We start from the raw sequence: 20,342 nt of genomic DNA, 5'->3' as shown, positions 1-20,342 counted from the left end.
ATTTTTCAAAAGCTCACAAAATCGCCGATTTGTAAACGAAATCGACTGTTTTGGTCGCCCATCCATGGGCTCCACGAGCCTTTTTGCAAAAGGCTCTACTTGTTAATGGACTTCACATAGGGCAAAAACAGATCGTCGATTTCGGCATTGACTTCCAGTAAGTCACGTTCACGCAGCAAGTCCCAGCTGATCCACATCAAGGGTTTATCCTGCACCTCACTGGTGACTTCGGCATGGGGCACCGGGAAGCGGGCACCGGCCAGAGACTGGGCGAGATCAATGCCGGTGAGCAGATCAAGCACCGGTTTGAGTTCATCGATGCGGGATGCCTTGACCTGCAGGGTGACCGGGCTGGCCAGAGCGCCGTCTTCGGGCCAGATGATCTGGATGCGTTGCTGCTGCTTGGCGCGGTAGGCAAAAAACTCCGGCATGACATACAGCGCGCCGGGGGCATTGAGGTCAATCTGTTTGACCATTTGCGCCGGATGCATCCCTTGCAACACGTTGTCGGCCAGTTGGCGCAATCCTTCTGCACCGTGATCGCGGTACATGGGCAGCAATACGGCGTGGCAGAAGAAGTCACTGCTGCCGCGCAAGGTAATGCTGTCTTTCCACATCGGGTCGATCAGGTCGGCCCAGCAGGTTGGAAGCGGGCGGCCGTTCAATTGTTCGGTGTTGGCGACGATTACCAGCGGATTGATGCCGAGCACGGTGTAGTTGCCTTCGGGGTCGATCACCCCGGCGTCGGTAAACGTCTTACTGGTGTTGATGGTGTTGTACCCGGTGACATCGCCGGTCGCGACAAAACGGTTATAAAAGCTGTGGCCGTAAAAGGCGTTGAAGTCGGCGGAGATGATGATATCCGGCAGTTCTTCGACCTTTTCCAGAGTGTTGATGTAAGGATAGTACGACAACTCCTGATTAACGTTGCCTTCCACCGCATAGCGCACCGACAGGTTGTGCTCTTTTTCAATACGGCCAATGGCTTCGCTGATCGCTTTACTGAACGGCACTTTGAGGCCGCACGGCATCAAGGCCAGCAGGGTCAGCTCCCCTTGGTGATCCACAGATTCCAAGCCCGGTGCTTCGGCCAGCTCTTCGAGGTCAATCACCTCCTGCAGCAAGCGCAGAAAGCTGGTGAGGTCGATCAGGCGGCTGCGCAGTGCCGTAGCCAAAGTGAGAAACGGAGCCAGCACCCGCATGCCGTCTTCGCTGACCAGAGCGGACAGGCCGTGGGCAGTGAACACGCTGCGTGTTTGCGGATAGTGTTCAATAATTTCAGAAATTTTCAGGTCGCCATGCAGTGCTGGTTTCATGTGTATTCTCCGTTTATGAAGCTTCAAAGCATAAATGGTTGAGGGACATCAGCCGGGCGGCACCGGCAATACTGGTGCCGTAAAAGAAGATCGGTGTCTGGAACTTTTCCGACAGGGCCAGCAGATTGGGAAGGCTACCGTTGACCACGGTGGAGCCGGTGGACAGCACCACATCGCTACGGCTGAACACCATTTCGGTGTTCTCTTCGTCACCCCACAAAATCGGCACATCGTGTTTGCTGGCGCCGCGTAGGCTGGTATCGCGATCGACGCACAGCACGTTTTGCGGGCCATAGTTTTTGGACAGCACTGCCAGAATCGCCGGTTGTAAGCCGACCAAACCGACGGTGTGCGGATCAGCCGGACGGATCGCTTCAATGATCTGATCGGCGCAGGTTTCCGGTTCATCGTTGCGGCAGTGGACGGTCTTCAGGTCGCCGTCGAGGTAGCGCACCACGGCATTGAGGGTGGCAATAAACAGGGCGCGTTGCGATGTTTCGTATAATTTACTGTTGGCGATTTCGGCCAGGGTGGTGGTCAGTTCGCTGGGCGCATCGGTATAGGCCTGGCCGCTGACATCCATAAAGCGGGCTTCCATCAGGAACTCTTTGCCCTTGAGCAGTGGATAGTCGTCGCGCGATGGGTTGCCGATAGCCTCTTCGTTGGACAAGATGCGGGCTTTGATCTCCACGGTTTTGTCGGCGAGATCGTTACGTTCAATCAATTGACTGAAGCGGTGTTGCAGTTCATTGTAAAACATTGCAGTTCTCCATAGGTTAGTCCGGTTTGCGGCGTGACCGTACGCGGCGCAGCGCCCGCTCGTTTAAGAGCAATACCAGATAGGACAGAGCAATCGACACCAGGCACAGGTTCAACGCCTGTGATTCCCCTCCCGGTGTGTTGGTGTAATCATAAATCGCCAATGGAATGGTTTGGGTGCGACCGGGAATATTCCCAGCCAGAATAACTGTGGCACCAAATTCGCCTAGGCTGCGGGCAAAAGTCAATGACGCTCCGGACAGCATGGCTGGTAACGACAACGGCAGCACGATGGTGCATAACATATCAAGTTTTCCGGCACCCAATGTGCGCGAGGCATGGAGTAGATGTGGATCGATCTGTTCCATGCCGAGGCGGATGGAGCGCACCATCAGCGGCAGGCCGATGAGTCCCGAGGCGATTACTGCCGCTTTCCAGGTGAAAATGATCTGGATGTCCACCTGTTGCAGTAGTTCACCCAGCCAGCCGTTGCGGCCCAGCGACAACAACAGCAGATAACCGACAACGACCGGCGGTAACACCAGTGGCAGGTTGACCAGGCCGTCGATAAAGCCTTTACCGGGAATCCGGCTGAAAACAAGGACCCAGGCCAGGGCAAAGCCGATTGGCAGCGTCAGGAGTGTGGCAACCGTGGCAACGCGTGCTGACATGGCAATGGCAAATAGGTCTTGTGGTGAAAATTCAAACATCCATAACTCCAAAATCAGGCCAGTGGTCGGAATACCGAGGCCTTGATACCGACAAAGATCGTGCCGCCCACCTTCAGCCCCAGTTCATCGGCAGCTTCGTGCATGACCTGTGAAATCAGAGCATTGGGTTCTTCGCCAAGGGTGATGGCCACCGAATGCTCAAACGGGCGGATTTCAGTGATCGGCATTTCAAACATATTGCGTGCCGAAACGGCACCGGGGTTGTCTTTGAACAACAGAATCTCTTTGCTCGATAGTTCAAACAGTCCTTCATGGCGGCCGGTGCGTGCCGTTACCAGCAACTCTTTATCACCCCAGCGATAGGCGAGCAGGGTGCCGCGCTCTTGTGGCTCGGTCAGTTTAAGATGGTTGACATAGCCGCGAACATCTTTGGTGATCCTCTCCAGAGCTATCTGTTCAGCGGTGGTGACAGATTCCACTTTGCCCTGATCAAGGACAATCACCTCTTTGGTGAGCAGACGCATTTCACTCAGAGAGTGGGAGATGTACACGTAAGGAATCTCAAAACGGCTCAGGGTTTTTCTCAAATAGGGAATGATTTGCCCTTTAAGGCTGTGGTCGAGAGCACTGAGCGGCTCATCGAGAATCAGCAGACGCGGGCTGGCCAATAGAGCGCGCCCCAAGGCAACGCGCTGGCGTTCGCCGCCGGACAGGCTGGTGACCTGGCGGTCGAGCAGTTTGCAAATATCCAGAGCCTCAATCACTTCATCAGGCTGCAGTTTGTGCTGGCCGGATTTCAGCCGATTGTAACCATAGAGCAGATTGCCTTTGACGCTGTAATGGGGGAACAGATGGGCGTGCTGAAATACCACGGCAATATGACGTTTTTTGGGCGACTGGTTGACGCGTGAGCCGCTGTGGTAAAGGTTTTCGCCATCGAGCTGAATATGCCCGTTGTCGGCAGTGAGCAGCCCGGCGAGCAGGTTGATCAGAGTCGATTTGCCGTGTCCGGACGGTCCGAACAGACCAATCCGTTTGCCTTCGACACGGAAGGTGGCATCGAGTTGGAAATCGCCGAGATGTTTTTTCAGGTCAACGTCGAGAATCATAAGAGTGTCGTCTGTTCCATACATTTATCTGAACCCGTTGATGGTGGCGGATTCAGGCTTTTAGTGAAAAAGCCCCGTAGGGCGACTCAACCTGTGGAGGCAGGAGGGCACGAGTTACGCTACGGGGCATCTTTGCTCAAGGGCCGATGGCACATCGTTGCGCAACGTCGGCTCTATTATAACGACAGCATGGAGTGTGCCAACTAAAAACGACATAATTTGGGCATTCAATGGCAGGATCGTGTCTAAGAAGTGGGCGGGAGAGGGGGTAGCTGACTGTTTTTTGAACAGCGGAGTGTATTGCTTATGGCAGACTTCATCAGTTCACCTTACTTGGTACGCACGTGACGTGGGCTTCCGCGCCCACACGTCAGCGGCGTTATCGGTTGTCGCCATAGAATAACTATGGTTCCTTCCTCTGCCTTGCTGACGCAAAAAATTCCAAGCAACACCATTCGTTCATCCGATCAATAACAACCCCAATGTGCCCTACGGGTTCCCTCACTGCTGAACGAGAGAGCTGAGGTGCAAAATAACAGACAACCGAAGGGCGGGCACCGTCCCGCCTGTTAGATCGGTGCCACATCAGAGATAAAGAAAGCCACAGAACCGTTATCAACGTTTTACGCCAAGGATGATGGTTGCAAGATTGGCCGAGCTAAAGGGAGGCAAGCCGAATCTGAAACGCAAAACGGAAACAGACTCAGTGTCGGTGGGGCCAGGTTTAGGAGAAGTTAAGCTGGTTTTTGCATCTTTTTGAGCGGCCAGTCGCCGGATGTCGCCTGCCGGGGCGAAACCCGGCGACCCTGACTTTGACTTAAGTCCATCAGCACAGAGCATCCGTTCACGTTATTTGGTACGCACATGACGTGGGCTTCCGCGCCCACACGTCGGGTTCCTTTTGCGTCGTCAAAAGGAACCGAAAAACGACTTCCGTCATTGCACCCTATCGGGTTCCCTCTCTTCGTTCACTTACACCGCGATGTCGGCAAAACTCGCTGACGCTCAGACAGGTTGCCGACGATCATCGCGGTGACATTCACTGCGTTCGGTGCTGCTGAACGGAAGGGCTTGGGAGCTAAATAGCACACTTCTGTAGGGTGGCCACCGGCCACCCGTTTAACTCGTGCCACGGAAGAGATAGGGAAAGACACAGGATAGTTATCAACGTTTTACGCCAAAGATGATGGTTGCAAGATTGGCCGAGCTAAAGGGAGGCAAGCCGAATCTGAAACGCAAAACGGAAACAGACTCAGTGTCGGTGGGGCCAGGTTTAGGAGAAGTTAAGCTGGTTTTTGCATCTTTTTGAGCGGCCAGTCGCCGGATGTCGCCAGCCGGGGCGAAACCCGGCGACCTTGACCCTGACCTTGATCTTGAATTTAAACAAAAGAACATTGCACTGAACGGGAGGGCTGTGTCGATTAGACCTCAGCAATGAGTATAAAAAAGCCGGGCCGCAAGGGGGACGGCCCGGCATGGTGTCAGACATGATGAAAGGGGTCATGCCTGTGGAGGTTTGCTAGAGAATGAATGGGTGGATCAGTGGAACGTAATATCAATGCGCCGTGGCTTGACCGCTTCGCGTTTGGCCAAGGTCAAGGTCAGCACGCCATCTTTAAATGAGGCATCGGCTTTCTCGGCATCAAAATCGTCACTGATCTGGAATTGCCGCCAGTAACTGGTGGGGGCAAACTCCTTGAGTAGGTATTTCTTGTCACTCTTTTCAGGCATCGTTGCCTTAAGGGTCAGGACACCCTGCTCCATATTGATATCCAGGCCCTCGTTATCGGCTCCCGGCATGTCGGCGACGAGGGTTAAGGCATCGTCGGTTTCAAAGATATCCACGGCCGGACGCAGGTAACGTTGCGGACTGCGGGTGTCATTGCCGGATTGCAGGGCACGGTCTTCGCTGGGAGTCAGTTGTTGATCTTTCATCGTTGTATCCTCCTTAAAGTCGTTGTGTGTGTTGTGAATGATTGACGGCTTAGTGTGCCTGCACCGAAATCTTGCGTGCTTTCATGTGTTCTGCCTTGGGCAGCGTAATCGACAGGATGCCGTTGCTGTAATTGGCTTCCACTTTGCCGGTATCAATGCTGGCTGGCAGTTCGATGGTGCGCATGAAACGTCCGGCGCCCCGCTCACGACGATGCCAAGTGCGTTGCTCTGCGTTGTCCTGCTTGCGCTCACCCGACAGAGTCAGGGTGTTCTGCATGACATTGAGTTCCAGATCATCCGGGGTGATCCCCGGTACCAGTGCTTCAACATAGATCGCGTCGTCATCGCTGGTGACATTGAGGCGAGGATAGTCGCCGGTGCCAATGCCGGGCAGGAAAGCCGAAGTCTTCAGAGCGTCAAAACCAAAGTTACGGAAAGCATCATCCACTTCGCGACGAAGCAGGTCCATTTCGTTGAAAAGATCAAAGCGTGCCATGAGAGTCCTCCTTGTGAATAGTGAGTTAACACGTGATGTTTTGTTTGCTCTCTGGTGTTATCACGCTTTGTGCCAAAAAAATATTTATCTGATAAATATAAATAAAATCAGTCTGTTATGCATTTTAAGCTGATATGGAGAATTGTGCAGAAAGTGTCGTGCGACGTTGTGTCGCAACGTTGCGTGCGACAGGTGTTGCGGGAAAGTGGCACTACTTATCAGGATGTGCCGTTCTGGCGAGATTCATCCGTTCACGTCGTGATATCGGCAAAAACTCGCTGACGCTCAAACCGTTTGCCGAAAACCATCACGACGCCGCTACTTGCGTTCGGCGCTGCAGTACGGGAGGGCATGGGTGCTAAATTGCCCACGACTGAAGGGCGGGCAGCGTCCCGCCCGTTTGGTTGGTGCCACGGAAGAGATAGGGAAAGACACAGGACAGTTATCAACGTTTTACGCCAAAGATGATGGTTGCAAGATTTGCCGATCTAAAGGGCGGCAAGCCGAATCAGTAAAGCAAAACGGAAACAGACTCAGTGTGGGGGAGTCCAGGTTCAGGAGAAGTTCAGCCGGTTTTTGCATCCTTTTGAGCGGCAAGTCAAAAGGATGTCGCCAGCCGGGGCGAAACCCGGCGGCCTTGACTTTGCCTTCGACCTTGACTTTGACCTTCAAAAAAAATGAAGAGCTACCCACATCCCAAACCTGTGCCTCTGCACAGTCACAATTCGCGGATTGGGCAACAAACATTTACGCGTCTCATCGTGGTGAGCAGGGATCTGCTTTGTTAGAGTAAAAACCAAGTCAAGACTTGTTGTGGCAGGCAGGACTTGATCTCTCCTTTCTTCCTAGTTGATACATCAGACAGGACCGATCCGGATGCCTCCCCGGATCGGTCCTGTTGCGTTTGGGCTTGTCGCAACGTCGCATGCGACACCATCAACACAGCAATGGGTGATGCACATGGCTAAGTTGTTGAAAATAGGATCGTCGCTTGCTGGCATGATCCATGAAATTAAAATGCCGTGACGGGGAGTGCACCTGCTCTGTCGCACAATCAGTCCTGGGTGATGAAATGAGGGGCGTATGGATCGCAACCACTGGTTTCAACAATTCTTTCGCAATCAATTTCAGACACTGGCCCTGCTGGTGTTTGTCGTCGGCTATCTGGCCCTGCTCGGCTGGCTGGTGTGGGGTAGCAGTGGCCTGTGGCTGGTCGCCCTCGCCTTTATCGTGCTGGCGGGTAGTTCGGTCTCTCCGCAACAGGTGATGCGCTGGCATCGTGCCCAGCCGTTATCGCCTCATCAGGCACCGCAACTCTATCATCTGTTACAGCAACTGGCCGCGCGCGCCCGCTTGCCGCGGGTTCCGGACCTCTATTATCTCCCCGACCGACAGGCCAATGCTTTTGCCGTTGGCAGCCCGGAACGCTCAGCTGTGGCGGTGAGTGACGGGCTGATCCGGTTGCTTAATCACGATGAATGGACCGGTGTACTGGCCCATGAACTCAGCCATATTCAACAGCGTGATCTACAGGTGCTGCGGCTGTCTGATCTGGCCAACCGCTTTACCCAAATGCTGTCGGCCATGACCATGCTGATGATCATGGTCAGCCTGCCTTTATTGCTGTTTTCAAATGTTTCACTTAACCTGGGCGTGGTGTTGCTTGTGATGGGGGCACCAATGTTGAGCAGCCTCGCTCATCTGGCGATTTCCAGGGTGCGCGAGTATGCCGCTGATCTCAATGCCGCCCGTCTCACCGGCGACCCTCAAGGCTTGGCCTCTGCCCTGGTCAAACTCGAAGGAGCCCAACAACGCTGGTGGAATGTGTTTCGCCTGCCGCGCCCGGCAGAACTGGGGCTGCTGCGTACTCACCCACCGCTGCAACAACGCATCGACCGCCTTATGGCCTTGCTGCCGGAAGGAGCACGTCGCTACCGCACCCGGCCGATGAATCCGCCCCACGTATTTCAATCGCAGCGGCCCTGGTGGTTGTCGTAAGATGGCTTTTTAACCACTTAGATTCAAGATCGAGACAAGGTCAAGGTCGCCGGGTTTCGTCCCGGCAGCCGACATACTTTTGACTGGCCGCTCAAAAGTATGCAAAAACCGGCTGAACTTCTCCTGAACCTGGACCCACTGACACTGAGTCTGTTTCCGTTTTACTTCACGGATTCGGCTTGCCTCCCTTTAGCTCGGCAAATCGTGTAACTCATCATTCTTGGAGTAAAGCTTTGATAACGATTTTGCATCTTTCTCTACCTCTTCCGTGGCACCGATCAAACGGGCGGGACGGTGCCCGCCCTACAGTCGCCCGTTATTTTGCACTTCATCCCTTCCGTTCAGCAGCACCGAACGTAGTGAATGTCACCGCGATGATCGTCGGCAACCTGTTTGAGCGTCAGCGAGTTTTGCCGACATCGCGGTGTAAGTGAACGAAGAGAGGGAACCCGATAGGGTGCAATGACGGAAGTCGATTTTGCGCCACTTTTGTCGACGCAAAATGTGGCCCGACGTGTGGGCGCGGAAGCCCACGTCACGTGCGTACCAAGCCGCGTGACCGGATAATATGGGCTAGCGCAATTCGCGCCGTGTTTCGACCCACTGAACTTTAAAGTTAAAACCGGCGATGCTCTTCGTGCTACCCTTGGCTATTGATATGTCTGATTGTCGTTTTGGTTCAAATTTACAGGAAAAAGGATCAAACAATGCCCTATTTCATCGGCATCGATTGCGCCACCCGCCCACAAAAAACCGGCGTCGCTCTCGGTGTTTTACACGATGATCGCGTCATCATAGAGCGCTGCACGACTGGCGACCGCCGGCGCGGTGCTCTCGAATTGATCCTCGACTGGGTCAGTAAAGACGATGACGTGATCTTGGGTTTGGATGCTCCGCTCGGCTGGCCCGAGGCCATGGGGCAACAACTGGCCCACCATCAGGCGGGTATGGGCCTGACCGCCGAACCCCACGCCATGTTTCGTCGTTATACCGATACCGCCATTAAACAGCGCCTTGGCAAACAGCCGCTTGATGTCGGCTCCAATCTCATTGCCCGCACCGCCCATATGGCGTTAACCCTGTTGCAACAACTGCGCGATGCTACCGGCTTGCCGATCCCCCTGGCCTGGGACCCTGACGAAGACGCCCGCTGGCGCGCCATTGAAGTGTACCCGGCTGCGACCCGCCTGGTCCATGGTGTCAGGGATAGAGGCGGCCATCTGAGCGGGCTGGAAGCTGTGCTCGACTGGTCGCGGGTGACCGATGTTGTCACGGCCTCGGACGATGCCGCAGATGCCGTCGTGTGTGTGCTGGCTGCGGCTGATTTTTATCGGGGCCGAACGTGTCCACCGGACAATGAGGCTGTGGCGCGCCGTGAAGGTTGGATCTGGGCGGGATCACTTCCTGACCAGGATTGACTCCGGTTGCGGCAGCTTTGGTTGCTGACGGATGATTTTTTGCTGTAAAAGGAAGTCGCCGGTATCGGCGAGACTGGTAAGAATCTCTTGGTCCAGTTTGAGGTGGTAGGCATGGCGGGCCATCGCTTGTTTGATGACATCGGGCGGCAGATTGAGCGTGGTGGCGACAATTTTTTCAGCCTGCTGCGGATAGCGATGCAGGAATGTCAACGCACGTTGCAGACCGCGACGGAATGCGGCCAGCTGTTGAGGATGGTCGTTGATATAGCGCGATTGGCCGACAATGAGAATCGGGTAGTGATTGCCGAGGCCGCCGAGGGTGGTCAGTTGATGGGCATCGCGCATCTCGGCCATGGATGGTGTCGGCTCACTGGCGGCAAAGGCATCGATGGACCCGGCCTGGAGCGCTTCAATCAATGTGGCCGGGCGCAGATTGATCAACCGCACATCCTGTTCTGTCAAGCCGTTGCGGCTCAGTAGTTTCAACAAGCCTCCATACGTGGAGGTGCCTTTTTTTACTCCGATGCGCTTGCCGCGCAGATCGTCGACACTTTTCAGGGCTGGATTCATGACCATGACTCGGTGACGCTGTTCGCCGCTGGCATGGCTGAAGAGCAGTTGTACCGGCAGGTTGCGCGACAGGGCGATGAGTGCTGTGGTGTCACCCATGGTGGCGATGTCTGCCGCTCCGGAGGTGAGTGCTTCGGCACAGGCCGGGCCGCTGCTGAACATCTGGGTGGTGACGTCAAGCCCTTCAGCGGCAAAAAAGCGTTGGTCGACGGCAATGATCGGCAGCACACTGCCGATGCGGTTCTGAAAGGCAAAGCGTAACGGTTCTGCCGCATAACTCAGCATGGGCCACGCGCAAAGGATCAGAAATAAAATCAGTTTTTTCTTCATGACGGGTCCTTCGAAGGTTTCAGACAACACGGCAACTGGTTGAGATGCTGGCGCAGGGTGCGGGCCAGATTTTGTACTTCAGTGCTGGAGCGATAGCGTGGTCGCGGCAGGGTGACCGGCAGATCCGCACACAGGTGGTTGGGGGCGGGGCCAAAGATCAACACTCGATCCGCCAGATAGGCGGCCTCCTCAACGCTGTGGGTGATGTAGAGCACGGTTCGTGGTCGTTTTTGCCACAGATCAAGCAAGGTGTCCTGCAGGTGTTCACGACTGTTGGCGTCGAGTGCGCTGAACGGTTCATCAAGCAGTAACGCTTTAGGGTTGAGGGCGAGAATGCGCGCCAGGGCTGCGCGCTGGCGCATGCCGCCGGACAGGGTGACGGGCCAGGCATCGATGTGTTCCCCCAGTCCGACCTGGGTCAGGATGGTGATGGCTTGAAGGCGGGCCTGATGGCGATCAACCCCTTGGCGGCGTAAACCGAACATGACATTGCCGAGCACGGTGCGCCAGGGGAACAGGGTGGCATCCTGAAACACCACGCCGCGCTGCGGTGACGGGCCGTTGATCTCGCGGCCGTCAAAGCGAACCTGGCCCTGATCTGGGGTGAGAAATCCGGCGGCCAAATTGAGCAGCGTGGTTTTGCCGCAGCCACTTGGGCCAAGCACGCAGACAAATTCGCCCCCAGTCAGCGATAGCGTCAGGTTGTCAATAATCGGTGGGTACTTGGTCCCGGCATTACGGGAGGTCGGATAGCCCAGGCTGACGTGATCAAATTCAAACATCGTTGCTCCTGCGTTGTACCATCCACCGTTCCAGAGTGCGTTTTTCCAGGGGGCGGATCAGACCGTATTCGAGAATCAGGCCGATCAGGCAGATTATCACCACGCAGGCCAGCGCGGACGGATAGTCGAGGCTCCAGCGCGCTTCAATGATGGAAAAGCCCAGACCGCTGCCCGTACCGACCACCATTTCCGCAGCCACCAACACCCGCCAACTGTTCCCGAGACCGATACGCAGACCACTGATCAGCGCCGGCAGGGCGGACGGCAACAGCACTTGAAAAAACAGCGTGGTGGGGGTTGCGCCGAGCATCTGGGCCGCCCGAATGTAGTGAATGTTGACCCCTTTAATGCCGTTGATGGTGGCCAGGGCAATGGGGGCAAATGCGGTCATGGCAATCATGAAGCGGGTGGCCCCTTCGCCAATGCCGAAGATCAGGATCGCCACCGGAATCCATGCTAAGCCGGGAATCAGCAGCAACAACTGTGGAATGGGCGCGGTTAACGTATGCAACCCGTTCCAGCGACTGCTGAGCAGGCCGTAGCTGATGCCGCACAGGGTTGCCAGGGCAAAGGCATCGAGCCAGCGTGTCAGGCTGACGGCCATATGATGGTAGAGGCTGTACCCGGCCAGAGGTTGATTGGCAAACAGTTCCATCAGGCGTTGCAGGGTGACCAGCGGCGTTGGGAAAGGCACGCCGCGCAAGTTGGTGACACCCCATGCCGTGATCTGCCAGAGAGCGACAATCAGCAGGGTTGGTCCGATCATGCGCCACAGGCGCTGTTTCCAGGTGGGACTCATCATCTAAAACCGATAATTGTATTGAATTTGGGCAAACAGCCAGTCGGCAGCTACATTGTCAGCAACGTTCTTGGTGAATTCCCCTGGCCAGAAACGACTGTAGCCAACGCGTACAGTGATTTTCTCCCTATCGATCTGGCGTAACGCTGGAAGACGCCACTGGACAAACAGGTCAATCTCGTCACCGACATGACGGCCACTGTGGCCGGTTTTGTCGCGGTAGGCACTGCTGTTAAGCGACCAGCCATCCTGTTTGGCGGCCAGCCAGAATCGGTGCAGCTCCATGGTCAGCTTCAGACGTTTGCGTGGTGTGGCGCTCACCGTGGCCTGGGCATCGTGAAGGTTGCTCCACGAAAACAGGTTGATGCGACCGTACATGCTGTCGCGTGAGCCGAACACGCCGAGAAATGTCTGGCGGGTGCCGTCATCGGGATCGCGATCACCGGAGGCGTAGCTGTAGTCAACATTGATGGTCGGCTGCCACGGCCAGGCCGTAAAGCAGTGACCGAGTTGAATATGACCACCCCAAGTTCGCAGGTCATCGTTGCCGTAACGACCCCATTGGCCGACCAGGGTGGCATCCAGAGTTAAGGGACCGAGTTGCCCGGTCACGCGGCTTCCGAGACTGTGACACGTCAGATCATCTGTGCCGCTTTCACCGCTGAAGTTGCCATGATCATCGTATTTGATGATGTAAAACGGTTCGATGGCCCACTGGTGCGATAGTTGAACGTGGCTGTAGAAGCCGCCGCCGTAGTTTTCGTGGCGGTGATGCAGGGAAAACTGCTCGGGTTCGTGGATGATGTGCGCTCCCCACAACAGATCGACAAAGTGTTCCCCCTTGTGCCACGACAGCTTGACGGCATCCCAATGGTAACTGCCGCTGTTGCCCCAGTTGCCGGGACCGAAAATACGGTTGTTGCCGTAGGAGATGGATTGACGACCGATGCGCAGTTTAAGATTGTGTTGTCTGAACGGTGTGAGTTCGAGATACGTCTGATACAGCTCCCACTGATCTTCATAGGCGTTTTTCTCGTGATCGACCCGTTTATTGTAGAAGTAGGATTCGCTGTTCAGATCACTGTCGAACACGCGTGAATCCTGCATGCCGACGGCAAGGGTCAGCCAGTCGCTGGCCTGCCAACGGCCGCCGATGCGCAGTCGTTGCAGCCAGAAACCATCGCAGCTTTCCCCTTTGACCGGCTGTTCACCGTAACTCTTGAGGTTAAAATGGTGCTGATATTCGTAGCGGTAACGCAGATCGATATAGCCGGAAAAGGGGGATGCCGCCAAGGCTTCTGAGGCGCTGAGCAGTGGGGAGAGTGCCATCAGCAGAAAAGCAGCACACAGAACATAGGGCCAGCGGGTCATGGTGGTTTTAAAACCTCAGTTGGATGCGTATACGGAACATTTCGCTCTTCGCTGGCGGGTATAGCATAGCCGGTTCTGCTCTGGCCAATATGTATCACTGATGATTTTTAAATGTATTATCGGTTTTATTGAGGTCGGGAGTGGGAGGCGCTGTGTCATAAACCAAAACGGCCACCCGAAAGTGGCCGTTTTGAATCACGTTTGACCTAAGAGCTGGTGTTAAAAGTTGGCCACCAGTGACGCGGCGAGGATGGTGTCGGTGTGCTCGGTACCGTCGGCCGGCTCGTTGTCGTATTTGATAACATAGCTGGTTTTGAACGACAGCACACTGTTCAGCGCAGTGGTCAGTGCGGTTTCCGTGTTGAGACGGTAGTTGCTCATCTGCTCGAGGTCGAGGAACAGTTCGGCATTTTGGGTGAACGTGCTGGTGTCGTTGATCTGGTAGTCGTACTGGCCAAACAAGCGGCCACCGACGTACTCATCGTCGGAATCATCAGTGAGTTTTTCAATGGTGTAGGTCAGACCCGCTTCACCCACCAGGTGATGTTTGGGGCCGGTGAGAAATTTGTAGCCGCTACCGGCACCGAGAACCGTGCGCGAGTCGATATCGGCAAAACGGTCTTTGAGCCAGCTGGCCTGAGCATAGTAGTAGAGCAGATCCGTGCAGGCATAATCGCTGCGCAGCTCAGTGAAATACGATTCGGCGTTGCGTTCACCATCGCTTTTACCATTGAGGATTTCCACTTTCCACAGGCCGGTAACCCGGTCGGTGAACTGGTAGGTCAATTTGTTTTTGGCAGACAGGGTGGTGACGTCAGTGTTGCCGCTGGTGTCGACATAGGCCAGTTCGGCCTGGTCTTTCCAGGTTCCCGGAGCGTCAGCGCCCCAGGCTGTTGAGGCCAGAATCAACACAATTGTCACGACGGCAAAACGGCGCAGGTGGTTCATTGTTCCCTCCTTGACGGGGTGGTTAAGATCAATGTCATTAAACATGTGCGCCTCTGTCTATCCTGTTTTTCATGAAGCTGTCAAGTGCTTCTGTGGTGAGGCTTATTTGACAACGGCAAGTCATTTGTGATAGAAATGATTTCAATTCAAACTATTTCAGCTAAAGTGTTTTGAGATGAATGATTCTAAGTCCTGTCCTGATGCTGAGGGATTTGTTCCTCGCATCGTCGAAGCGCAACGTATGGATGCGCATGATACCCCTGATGTTCCCAAGAGCAGTTACGATTTGAGAATCCTTCAGTCGTTGCGCCGGGTCATTCGGGCGGTAGATCTCCATTCCCGCAAGCTGGCCATGCAATACAACATTACCGGGCCGCAATTGGCTTGTTTGACGGCCATGGCTGAGCAGGGGGCGATGACGGCGTCAACACTGGCGCGCAGCGTGTACCTGAGTCCGAGTACCATTGTCGGCATTCTTGACCGTTTGGAGCACAAGGGGTTGGCAGAGCGTAAACGCAGTGAGCGGGACCGCCGCGTAGTGCAGGTGTCGCTGACCGAGGCGGGACTGGCGCTGGTTGGGAAAAATCCGTCGTCGTTGCAGGAAAATCTGGCAACCGCCCTTCAGGAACTGCCGGAGCTGGAACAGGTGTCGATCACCATGGCTCTGGAGCGGATTGTTGAACTGATGGAGGCCGGCAGTATTGATGCCTCTCCGGTTCTGGAAACCGGTGCTCTGGAGCATTACGACGCCGACAAAAAAGACTAATTTCTAAAGTAAGGCTGGCATGCGTCAGCTGGAACATAAAGGCCAAGAGCGATCTTGGCCTTTTTTATTTTCACCTGAGTGAATGCGTTTCACTCGAAACCCCAAGAGAGCGATATGTCGATTTTTAACAAAGCTCAGCAGGAGATTGCCGAACATCTCGGCGATGAAAAAATTGTTTTATCGAAATGGAAAGACTGGAAATGGCAGATGAGTAAATGCATCAAGTCGGTGGACGACTTTGAGCAGTTGCTCGGCATTGAGTTTGAACCGGAATACCGGAAAAAAATAGAACAAACTGTGGACACGTTTCCACTCTCCATTACCCCCTATTATCTCTCGTTGATTAATACTGACGACTATGCCAACGACCCGGTATTTCGCCAGGCATTTCCGGTGCCCGAAGAGTTGCAGGTGTTGGATCATGATATGGCTGATCCGTTGGCGGAAGATCAGGACAGCCCAGCTCCGGGCATTACCCATCGCTATCCGGACCGGGTGTTGTTTCATATCAGCAATATTTGCTCGATGTACTGCCGTCACTGTACGCGTAAGCGCAAAGTCGGTGATCAGGATACTGTGCCGGGGCGTGAAGAGATCGAAGCGGGCCTGGAGTATATCCGGAACAATCCAGTGGTGCGCGATGTCCTGCTGTCTGGTGGCGATCCGCTGATGCTGTCGGATGACCATCTCGATTGGATTCTCACCGAACTGGACCAGATTGAGCATGTGCAGGTGGTGCGTCTTGGCACCCGCATGCCAGTGGTGCTGCCCTATCGCATCACCGACGATCTGGTGGCGGTGTTGAAGAAACATCACCCTATTTGGGTCAATACCCATTTCAACCATCCGCGCGAGATGACGACCTCGTCGAAAGAGGCGGTGCGCAAGCTGGCGGATGCCGGTATTCCTCTGGGCAACCAGAGTGTTCTGCTCGCCGGGGTCAATGACTGCCCGCGCATCATGAAAGCGCTGGTTCATAAGCTGGTCGCCAATCGAGTGCGCCCGTACTACCTCTATCAATGTGACCTGTCGGAGGGGCTGAACCATTTTCGTACCCCGGTTGGCAAGGGGATTGAGATCATGGAAAGCCTGCGTGGCCATACCAGTGGTTTTTCGGTTCCCACCTATGTAGTGGATGCGCCGGGCGGTGGCGGCAAAATTCCGCTCAATCCCAATTACCTGGTGTCTCTGTCCACCAATAAGGTGGTGCTGCGTAATTATGAAGGGGTGATCACCACCTATAAAGAGCCGGACAGTTATGAACAGCATTTCTGTGATCGCAAATGTGATGCCTGTGACCTGCAATTGCAGCTGGATGATGCCGAGGAATATCGTGCCATCGGTATAGAAAAGCTGTTGGCAGACCATGATCAGACCATCTCCTTAACCCCCGAAGACAATGAAAGGATGGAACGCCGCGCACTATGAGTGATGAGATTGTCCACTTTAAACATTCGCAGTTGCAACACGGCAAAAGCAATGATCGTGTCTATCTGATGAAGGTGGACGAGCGTGACTTGCCGGAGGTGATTCAGTTGGCCGAAACACTGGCCGAGGAACACGGTTACAGCAAGCTGTTTACCAAGGTTCCGGCCACGCTGGAACATGCCTTTTTCGCCCATGGTTTCATCGAGGAAGCTCGGGTTTCTGGTCTGTTCGGTGGTGAACAGGAAGGGGTTTTTCTCAGTCGCTTTGTCGACGCTCAACGTGGTGAAGAGCAGTATGTCGATACCGTCCAGGATGTGCTGGCTGCCGCCCGAGCTAAGCCGACCGTATCGTTTACCGACGCCGTATTGCCCGCAGGCTACTCCTGTCAGCTTCTTGGTCCGCAGGATGCCGAGGACATGGCCGCTCTGTATAAGGTGGTTTTTGAATCCTATCCGTTTCCGATTCATGATCCGGACTATCTGCGTCAGACCATGGATGAGGATGTGATCTATCACGGCATCCGTCATCACGGTGTGCTGGTCGCGGTGTCTTCATCAGAGATGAATGTGGCGCAAAAGCATGTTGAGATGACCGATTTTGCCACCCATCCCGATCAGCGAGGTGCCGGTCTGGCCAGTTTTCTGCTCGAAGAGATGGAGCAGGATATGCGCCGCCGCGGCATCCGCACCGCATTTACCATTGCCCGAGCCTATTCGTTCGGCATGAATATCACCTTCAGCAAGCACGGTTACCGCTTTACCGGCACGCTGGTCAATAACACCCAGATCTTCGGCCAATTGGAGAGCATGAATATCTGGTTCAAGGCGTTGTAACAGCTTGATACCGAATCGTTTCTTTTAACGCACAAGAGCATAGGCTTTACACAACACAAAGGGGAAAACATGTCTGATGACCGTGGCGCCACCACGCAAACATGGCAGCAACAACTGGCTAACTTTGTCAACACCATCGAACGACTCGAGCAGTATGTGAATCTCACCGACGATGAACGGCAGATTCTTGAACAGAATAAGACCACTTGGGGCACCACCCCCTACTTTGCCTCACTCATGGACGCGGATGATCCGCAATGTCCAATCCGCAAGCAGGTCATCCCATCAAGTTTGGAACAGCAAAATACCTACGGCATGGACGATTACCTGATGTGGAAGGAGAATCGCGACACCGAAGAGCAGCGGCCGGACAGCATTGCCCGCCAGTACAAGGATCGCGTGGCCTTTACCGTCACCCAGACCTGCGGTATTTATTGTCGCCACTGCTTTCGCAAAGAGCTGGTGGTGGATGGCGACCTGACGTTCGACTTTAATGTGGATGACGGGTTAGAGTGGATCAGCCAGCATCCCGAAGTGCGTGATGTGCTGATCACCGGCGGTGATCCGTTATTGCTCCCTGATGAAAAGATTGCCTACCTGATTGAGCGGTTGCGGGCGATTCCCCACATTCAAATGATCCGTTTCGGTTCACGGGTGCCGATTGTGTTGCCGCAGCGTATTACCCCGGAATTGAAAAATATTCTCGGCGGCAACCATAAGGTGCCGATCTGGCTGAATACCCAGTGTAACCATCCCAAAGAGCTGACCGAACACACCGCCCAGGCGGTGTATGATCTGATGACCTGCGGCGTCAATGTTGGTAATCAGGCGGTCCTGCTTAAAGGGATCAACGACGATGTTGAGACCTTCCGTGAACTGCACCAAAAACTGTTGCGGGTGCGTATCCGTCCCTATTATGTGTTTTACTGCGAAGCGGCGCCGGGCATCGATCATTTCCGCACACCGGTGGAAAAGGGAGCCGAATTGATTCGCGATGCCTTGCGTGGCCACACCACCGGTCTGGCGCAGCCCATGTATGTGGTGGCGACCAATATCGGCAAGATTCCGCTGATGCCCGATTACTATATTGTGGATAAGGACGACGAACAATACACCCTGCGTAACCACAAAGGGCAAATTACCCATCTGCCGAATATTCCAGAATAAGTAGTCGGTACTTGCAGTAAGAACGATGAAAAGCCCCGGTCACGTCAAGGACCGGGGCTTTTTTTAGCTGTGAACCGGTCGGTCCAGAGAGCGGTACTGAATGGCCTCGGCCAGGTGGGATTGGTGAATGTTGTCTTCGTTGGCCAGGTCGGCGATGGTGCGGGCGACTTTAAGGATGCGACTGTAGCTGCGGGCGGAGAGGCCGAGCCGTTCGGTCACCTGGGCGAGAAGTTGCTCCCCGTCGCTGTCCAGAGCGCAGAAGGCACGGATATGGCGCGCCTGCATCTGGCCGTTGGTGTACAGCTGGTGTTTGCGAAAACGTTCGCGCTGGACCTGACGGGCCAGTTCGACGCGGCGACGGATAATTTCGCTCGATTCGCCCTCCTGCTTGTCGGCAAGTTCCTGATGGTTGACTCGCGGCACCTCGATGTGCAGGTCGATGCGGTCAAGCAGCGGCCCGGAAAGGCGGCTGCGGTAGCGCTGTAATTGTGGCGGTGTGCAGTGGCAGGCATGATGGCTGTCACCGAGAAAGCCGCACTGGCAGGGGTTCATGGCGGCAACCAGCATGAAGTCGGCCGGATAAGTGAGACTCAACGCGGCACGGCTGATCACCACTTGGCCGTCCTCAAGGGGTTGGCGTAACATCTCCAACACGTTTTTGCGAAATTCAGGCAGCTCATCAAGAAACAACACACCGTTGTGCGACAGGCTCACTTCACCAGGGCGTGGAATACTGCCACCGCCGATCAGTCCGGCATCGGAGATCGTGTGATGGGGGGCGCGAAATGGTCGCTGGCGGATCAGTGCCTCATGCTGGCCGAGCAGGCCGGAGACAGAATGGATTTTGGTGGTTTCCAGGGCCTCGCTGAAATCGAGTTGCGGTAATATCGTTGGAACGCGTCTAGCCAGCATGGTCTTGCCGCTGCCTGGCGGACCAACCATCAGCATGTTGTGCCCACCGGCTGCAGCTACCTCCAGCGCACGTTTTGCATGTTGCTGGCCACACACTTCGCTGAAGTTTTCTTCGTGGCAGGGGCTCGCGGTGATGGGCGGTGATGGTTCCGAAAAGGCGCAGAGGACTGCTTCGTCGTTAAGGAACATCACCACTTGGGCGAGGTTTTCCACGGGGTAAACCGGCAACCCCTGAACGGCTGCACCTTCGGCTGCATTGTCCTGAGGCAGGATCAGTCCGTCGAGGTTCCAGTCTTTGGCCGCAGCCGCCACCGCCAGCGTGCCGCGCACCGCTTTTATGCGGCCGTCGAGCGAGAGTTCGCCCATATACAGATAGCGGCGGGCTTTTTCGCCGACAATGCCGGTGGCGGCAAGGATGCCCAGAGCCATGGGTAAATCAAGGGAGGCGGCATCTTTGCGGATATCAGCCGGGGCCAGGTTGACGGTGATGCGCCGCACGGGAAAATCGTAGCCACTGTTTTTGATCGCCGATTTGACGCGATCCTTGCTCTCTTTGACCGCACCTTCCGGCAGTCCGACGGTAGAGAACTGTGGCAGCCCCTGGGCGACATCCACTTCAACTTCCACTGGATAGGCATCAATGCCGATCAGGGCTCCCGATAAAATATTTGCCAACATAGATAACTCTTATTTGAGTAAAATTATTACAAAAGGCAAATAATATAGACATAAAA

Annotated in this window: 19 protein-coding genes; 6 read left to right on the top strand and 13 right to left on the bottom strand. The window is 55.0% G+C overall.

Features of this window, described 5'->3' with window-relative positions; all coding sequences use genetic code 11:
• Positions 1-95: 95 nt before the first annotated feature.
• From DACE_RS11905 to DACE_RS11875, 7 genes are all read right to left on the bottom strand, one after another.
• Entirely contained in the window at positions 96-1,316 is a 1,221-nt protein-coding gene (locus DACE_RS11905) for an ABC transporter substrate-binding protein (protein WP_006001572.1), read from the bottom strand.
• 13 nt (positions 1,317-1,329) lie between these two features.
• Positions 1,330-2,076, bottom strand: a complete 747-nt coding sequence (locus DACE_RS11900) for a Rossmann-like domain-containing protein (RefSeq protein ID WP_006001570.1) — start codon at positions 2,074-2,076, stop codon at positions 1,330-1,332.
• A gap of 16 nt (positions 2,077-2,092) precedes the next feature.
• A complete protein-coding gene (gene modB / locus DACE_RS11895) occupies positions 2,093-2,785 on the bottom strand; it encodes a molybdate ABC transporter permease subunit (protein ID WP_006001568.1) in 693 nt (230 codons plus the stop codon).
• Positions 2,786-2,799: 14 nt separating this feature from the next.
• Positions 2,800-3,855 carry a molybdenum ABC transporter ATP-binding protein gene (modC, locus tag DACE_RS11890; protein WP_040367246.1) on the bottom strand — a complete coding sequence of 352 codons (1,056 nt, stop codon included), beginning with the start codon at positions 3,853-3,855 and terminating at the stop codon, positions 2,800-2,802.
• A gap of 1,539 nt (positions 3,856-5,394) precedes the next feature.
• A complete protein-coding gene (locus DACE_RS11885; protein ID WP_006001565.1) occupies positions 5,395-5,790 on the bottom strand; it encodes an Hsp20/alpha crystallin family protein in 396 nt (131 codons plus the stop codon).
• A 49-nt stretch (positions 5,791-5,839) separates the two neighbouring features.
• Positions 5,840-6,286, bottom strand: a complete 447-nt coding sequence (locus DACE_RS11880) for an Hsp20/alpha crystallin family protein (RefSeq protein ID WP_006001563.1) — start codon at positions 6,284-6,286, stop codon at positions 5,840-5,842.
• A 453-nt stretch (positions 6,287-6,739) separates the two neighbouring features.
• Positions 6,740-7,033: a hypothetical protein gene (locus DACE_RS11875; protein WP_006001561.1), complete on the bottom strand. Its 294-nt coding sequence runs from the start codon at positions 7,031-7,033 to the stop codon at positions 6,740-6,742.
• Positions 7,034-7,369: 336 nt separating this feature from the next.
• On the opposite strand from DACE_RS11875, the gene DACE_RS11870 reads away from it, so the two are divergent.
• Positions 7,370-8,284 (top strand): zinc metalloprotease HtpX, encoded by a 915-nt coding sequence (locus DACE_RS11870; RefSeq protein ID WP_006001559.1) that lies wholly within the window; start codon positions 7,370-7,372, stop codon positions 8,282-8,284.
• 707 nt (positions 8,285-8,991) lie between these two features.
• On the top strand, positions 8,992-9,702 hold the full coding sequence (locus DACE_RS11865) for a DUF429 domain-containing protein (RefSeq protein ID WP_006001557.1): 711 nt from the start codon (positions 8,992-8,994) through the stop codon (positions 9,700-9,702).
• Here DACE_RS11865 and DACE_RS17415 read toward each other — a convergent pair.
• From DACE_RS17415 to DACE_RS11840, 5 genes are all read right to left on the bottom strand, one after another.
• Positions 9,682-10,602, bottom strand: a complete 921-nt coding sequence (locus DACE_RS17415) for an ABC transporter substrate-binding protein (protein ID WP_006001555.1) — start codon at positions 10,600-10,602, stop codon at positions 9,682-9,684. The two genes, DACE_RS11865 and DACE_RS17415, sit on opposite strands and share 21 nt — an antisense overlap.
• Positions 10,599-11,384 (bottom strand): ABC transporter ATP-binding protein, encoded by a 786-nt coding sequence (locus DACE_RS11855; RefSeq protein ID WP_006001553.1) that lies wholly within the window; start codon positions 11,382-11,384, stop codon positions 10,599-10,601. Before DACE_RS11855 ends, DACE_RS17415 begins: the two co-directional genes overlap by 4 nt.
• The gene (locus tag DACE_RS11850; RefSeq protein WP_006001550.1) at positions 11,377-12,186 is read right to left on the bottom strand and encodes an ABC transporter permease; all 810 of its coding nucleotides are present in this window, start codon (positions 12,184-12,186) and stop codon (positions 11,377-11,379) included. Before DACE_RS11850 ends, DACE_RS11855 begins: the two co-directional genes overlap by 8 nt.
• Complete coding sequence (locus DACE_RS11845) at positions 12,187-13,554, bottom strand: alginate export family protein (protein WP_006001548.1); 1,368 nt, start codon at positions 13,552-13,554, stop codon at positions 12,187-12,189.
• Positions 13,555-13,773: 219 nt separating this feature from the next.
• The gene (locus DACE_RS11840; protein ID WP_006001544.1) at positions 13,774-14,547 is read right to left on the bottom strand and encodes a DUF481 domain-containing protein; all 774 of its coding nucleotides are present in this window, start codon (positions 14,545-14,547) and stop codon (positions 13,774-13,776) included.
• A gap of 130 nt (positions 14,548-14,677) precedes the next feature.
• Here DACE_RS11840 and DACE_RS11835 point away from each other — a divergent pair, with 130 nt between their 5' ends.
• The 4 genes from DACE_RS11835 (at position 14,678) to DACE_RS11820 (ending at position 18,696) form a co-directional block, all read left to right on the top strand.
• Complete coding sequence (locus DACE_RS11835; protein WP_006001543.1) at positions 14,678-15,268, top strand: MarR family winged helix-turn-helix transcriptional regulator; 591 nt, start codon at positions 14,678-14,680, stop codon at positions 15,266-15,268.
• Positions 15,269-15,382: 114 nt separating this feature from the next.
• On the top strand, positions 15,383-16,696 hold the full coding sequence (kamA, locus tag DACE_RS11830; protein ID WP_006001541.1) for a lysine 2,3-aminomutase: 1,314 nt from the start codon (positions 15,383-15,385) through the stop codon (positions 16,694-16,696).
• On the top strand, positions 16,693-17,529 hold the full coding sequence (ablB, locus tag DACE_RS11825) for a putative beta-lysine N-acetyltransferase (protein WP_006001539.1): 837 nt from the start codon (positions 16,693-16,695) through the stop codon (positions 17,527-17,529). Before kamA ends, ablB begins: the two co-directional genes overlap by 4 nt.
• 69 nt (positions 17,530-17,598) lie before the next feature.
• Positions 17,599-18,696 (top strand): KamA family radical SAM protein, encoded by a 1,098-nt coding sequence (locus DACE_RS11820; RefSeq protein WP_006001537.1) that lies wholly within the window; start codon positions 17,599-17,601, stop codon positions 18,694-18,696.
• A 63-nt stretch (positions 18,697-18,759) separates the two neighbouring features.
• Here the strand turns inward: DACE_RS11820 and DACE_RS11815 are convergent, their stop codons facing one another.
• Positions 18,760-20,286 carry a YifB family Mg chelatase-like AAA ATPase gene (locus DACE_RS11815; protein WP_006001535.1) on the bottom strand — a complete coding sequence of 509 codons (1,527 nt, stop codon included), beginning with the start codon at positions 20,284-20,286 and terminating at the stop codon, positions 18,760-18,762.
• Positions 20,287-20,342 lie beyond the last annotated feature (56 nt).

Origin of the sequence: Desulfuromonas acetoxidans DSM 684, from assembly GCF_000167355.1 — a bacterium.
Lineage (GTDB): Bacteria > Desulfobacterota > Desulfuromonadia > Desulfuromonadales > Desulfuromonadaceae > Desulfuromonas > Desulfuromonas acetoxidans.
This window is presented reverse-complemented; position numbering and strand designations above follow the sequence as displayed.

What these genes read in the sequence shown, in the direction of transcription:
- ablB (WP_006001539.1), top strand. Translation starts at nt 16,693, where the DNA reads ATGAGTGATGAGATTGTCCACTTTAAACATTCGCAGTTGCAACACGGC.
- kamA (WP_006001541.1), top strand. Translation starts at nt 15,383, where the DNA reads ATGTCGATTTTTAACAAAGCTCAGCAGGAGATTGCCGAACATCTCGGC.
- modC (WP_040367246.1), bottom strand. Translation starts at nt 3,855, where the DNA reads ATGATTCTCGACGTTGACCTGAAAAAACATCTCGGCGATTTCCAACTC.
- DACE_RS11815 (WP_006001535.1), bottom strand. Translation starts at nt 20,286, where the DNA reads ATGTTGGCAAATATTTTATCGGGAGCCCTGATCGGCATTGATGCCTAT.
- DACE_RS11870 (WP_006001559.1), top strand. Translation starts at nt 7,370, where the DNA reads ATGGATCGCAACCACTGGTTTCAACAATTCTTTCGCAATCAATTTCAG.
- DACE_RS11905 (WP_006001572.1), bottom strand. Translation starts at nt 1,316, where the DNA reads ATGAAACCAGCACTGCATGGCGACCTGAAAATTTCTGAAATTATTGAA.
- DACE_RS11885 (WP_006001565.1), bottom strand. Translation starts at nt 5,790, where the DNA reads ATGAAAGATCAACAACTGACTCCCAGCGAAGACCGTGCCCTGCAATCC.
- modB (WP_006001568.1), bottom strand. Translation starts at nt 2,785, where the DNA reads ATGTTTGAATTTTCACCACAAGACCTATTTGCCATTGCCATGTCAGCA.
- DACE_RS11875 (WP_006001561.1), bottom strand. Translation starts at nt 7,033, where the DNA reads ATGTTTGTTGCCCAATCCGCGAATTGTGACTGTGCAGAGGCACAGGTT.
- DACE_RS11850 (WP_006001550.1), bottom strand. Translation starts at nt 12,186, where the DNA reads ATGATGAGTCCCACCTGGAAACAGCGCCTGTGGCGCATGATCGGACCA.
- DACE_RS17415 (WP_006001555.1), bottom strand. Translation starts at nt 10,602, where the DNA reads ATGAAGAAAAAACTGATTTTATTTCTGATCCTTTGCGCGTGGCCCATG.
- DACE_RS11855 (WP_006001553.1), bottom strand. Translation starts at nt 11,384, where the DNA reads ATGTTTGAATTTGATCACGTCAGCCTGGGCTATCCGACCTCCCGTAAT.
- DACE_RS11880 (WP_006001563.1), bottom strand. Translation starts at nt 6,286, where the DNA reads ATGGCACGCTTTGATCTTTTCAACGAAATGGACCTGCTTCGTCGCGAA.
- DACE_RS11900 (WP_006001570.1), bottom strand. Translation starts at nt 2,076, where the DNA reads ATGTTTTACAATGAACTGCAACACCGCTTCAGTCAATTGATTGAACGT.
- DACE_RS11840 (WP_006001544.1), bottom strand. Translation starts at nt 14,547, where the DNA reads ATGTTTAATGACATTGATCTTAACCACCCCGTCAAGGAGGGAACAATG.
- DACE_RS11845 (WP_006001548.1), bottom strand. Translation starts at nt 13,554, where the DNA reads ATGACCCGCTGGCCCTATGTTCTGTGTGCTGCTTTTCTGCTGATGGCA.
- DACE_RS11835 (WP_006001543.1), top strand. Translation starts at nt 14,678, where the DNA reads ATGAATGATTCTAAGTCCTGTCCTGATGCTGAGGGATTTGTTCCTCGC.
- DACE_RS11865 (WP_006001557.1), top strand. Translation starts at nt 8,992, where the DNA reads ATGCCCTATTTCATCGGCATCGATTGCGCCACCCGCCCACAAAAAACC.
- DACE_RS11820 (WP_006001537.1), top strand. Translation starts at nt 17,599, where the DNA reads ATGTCTGATGACCGTGGCGCCACCACGCAAACATGGCAGCAACAACTG.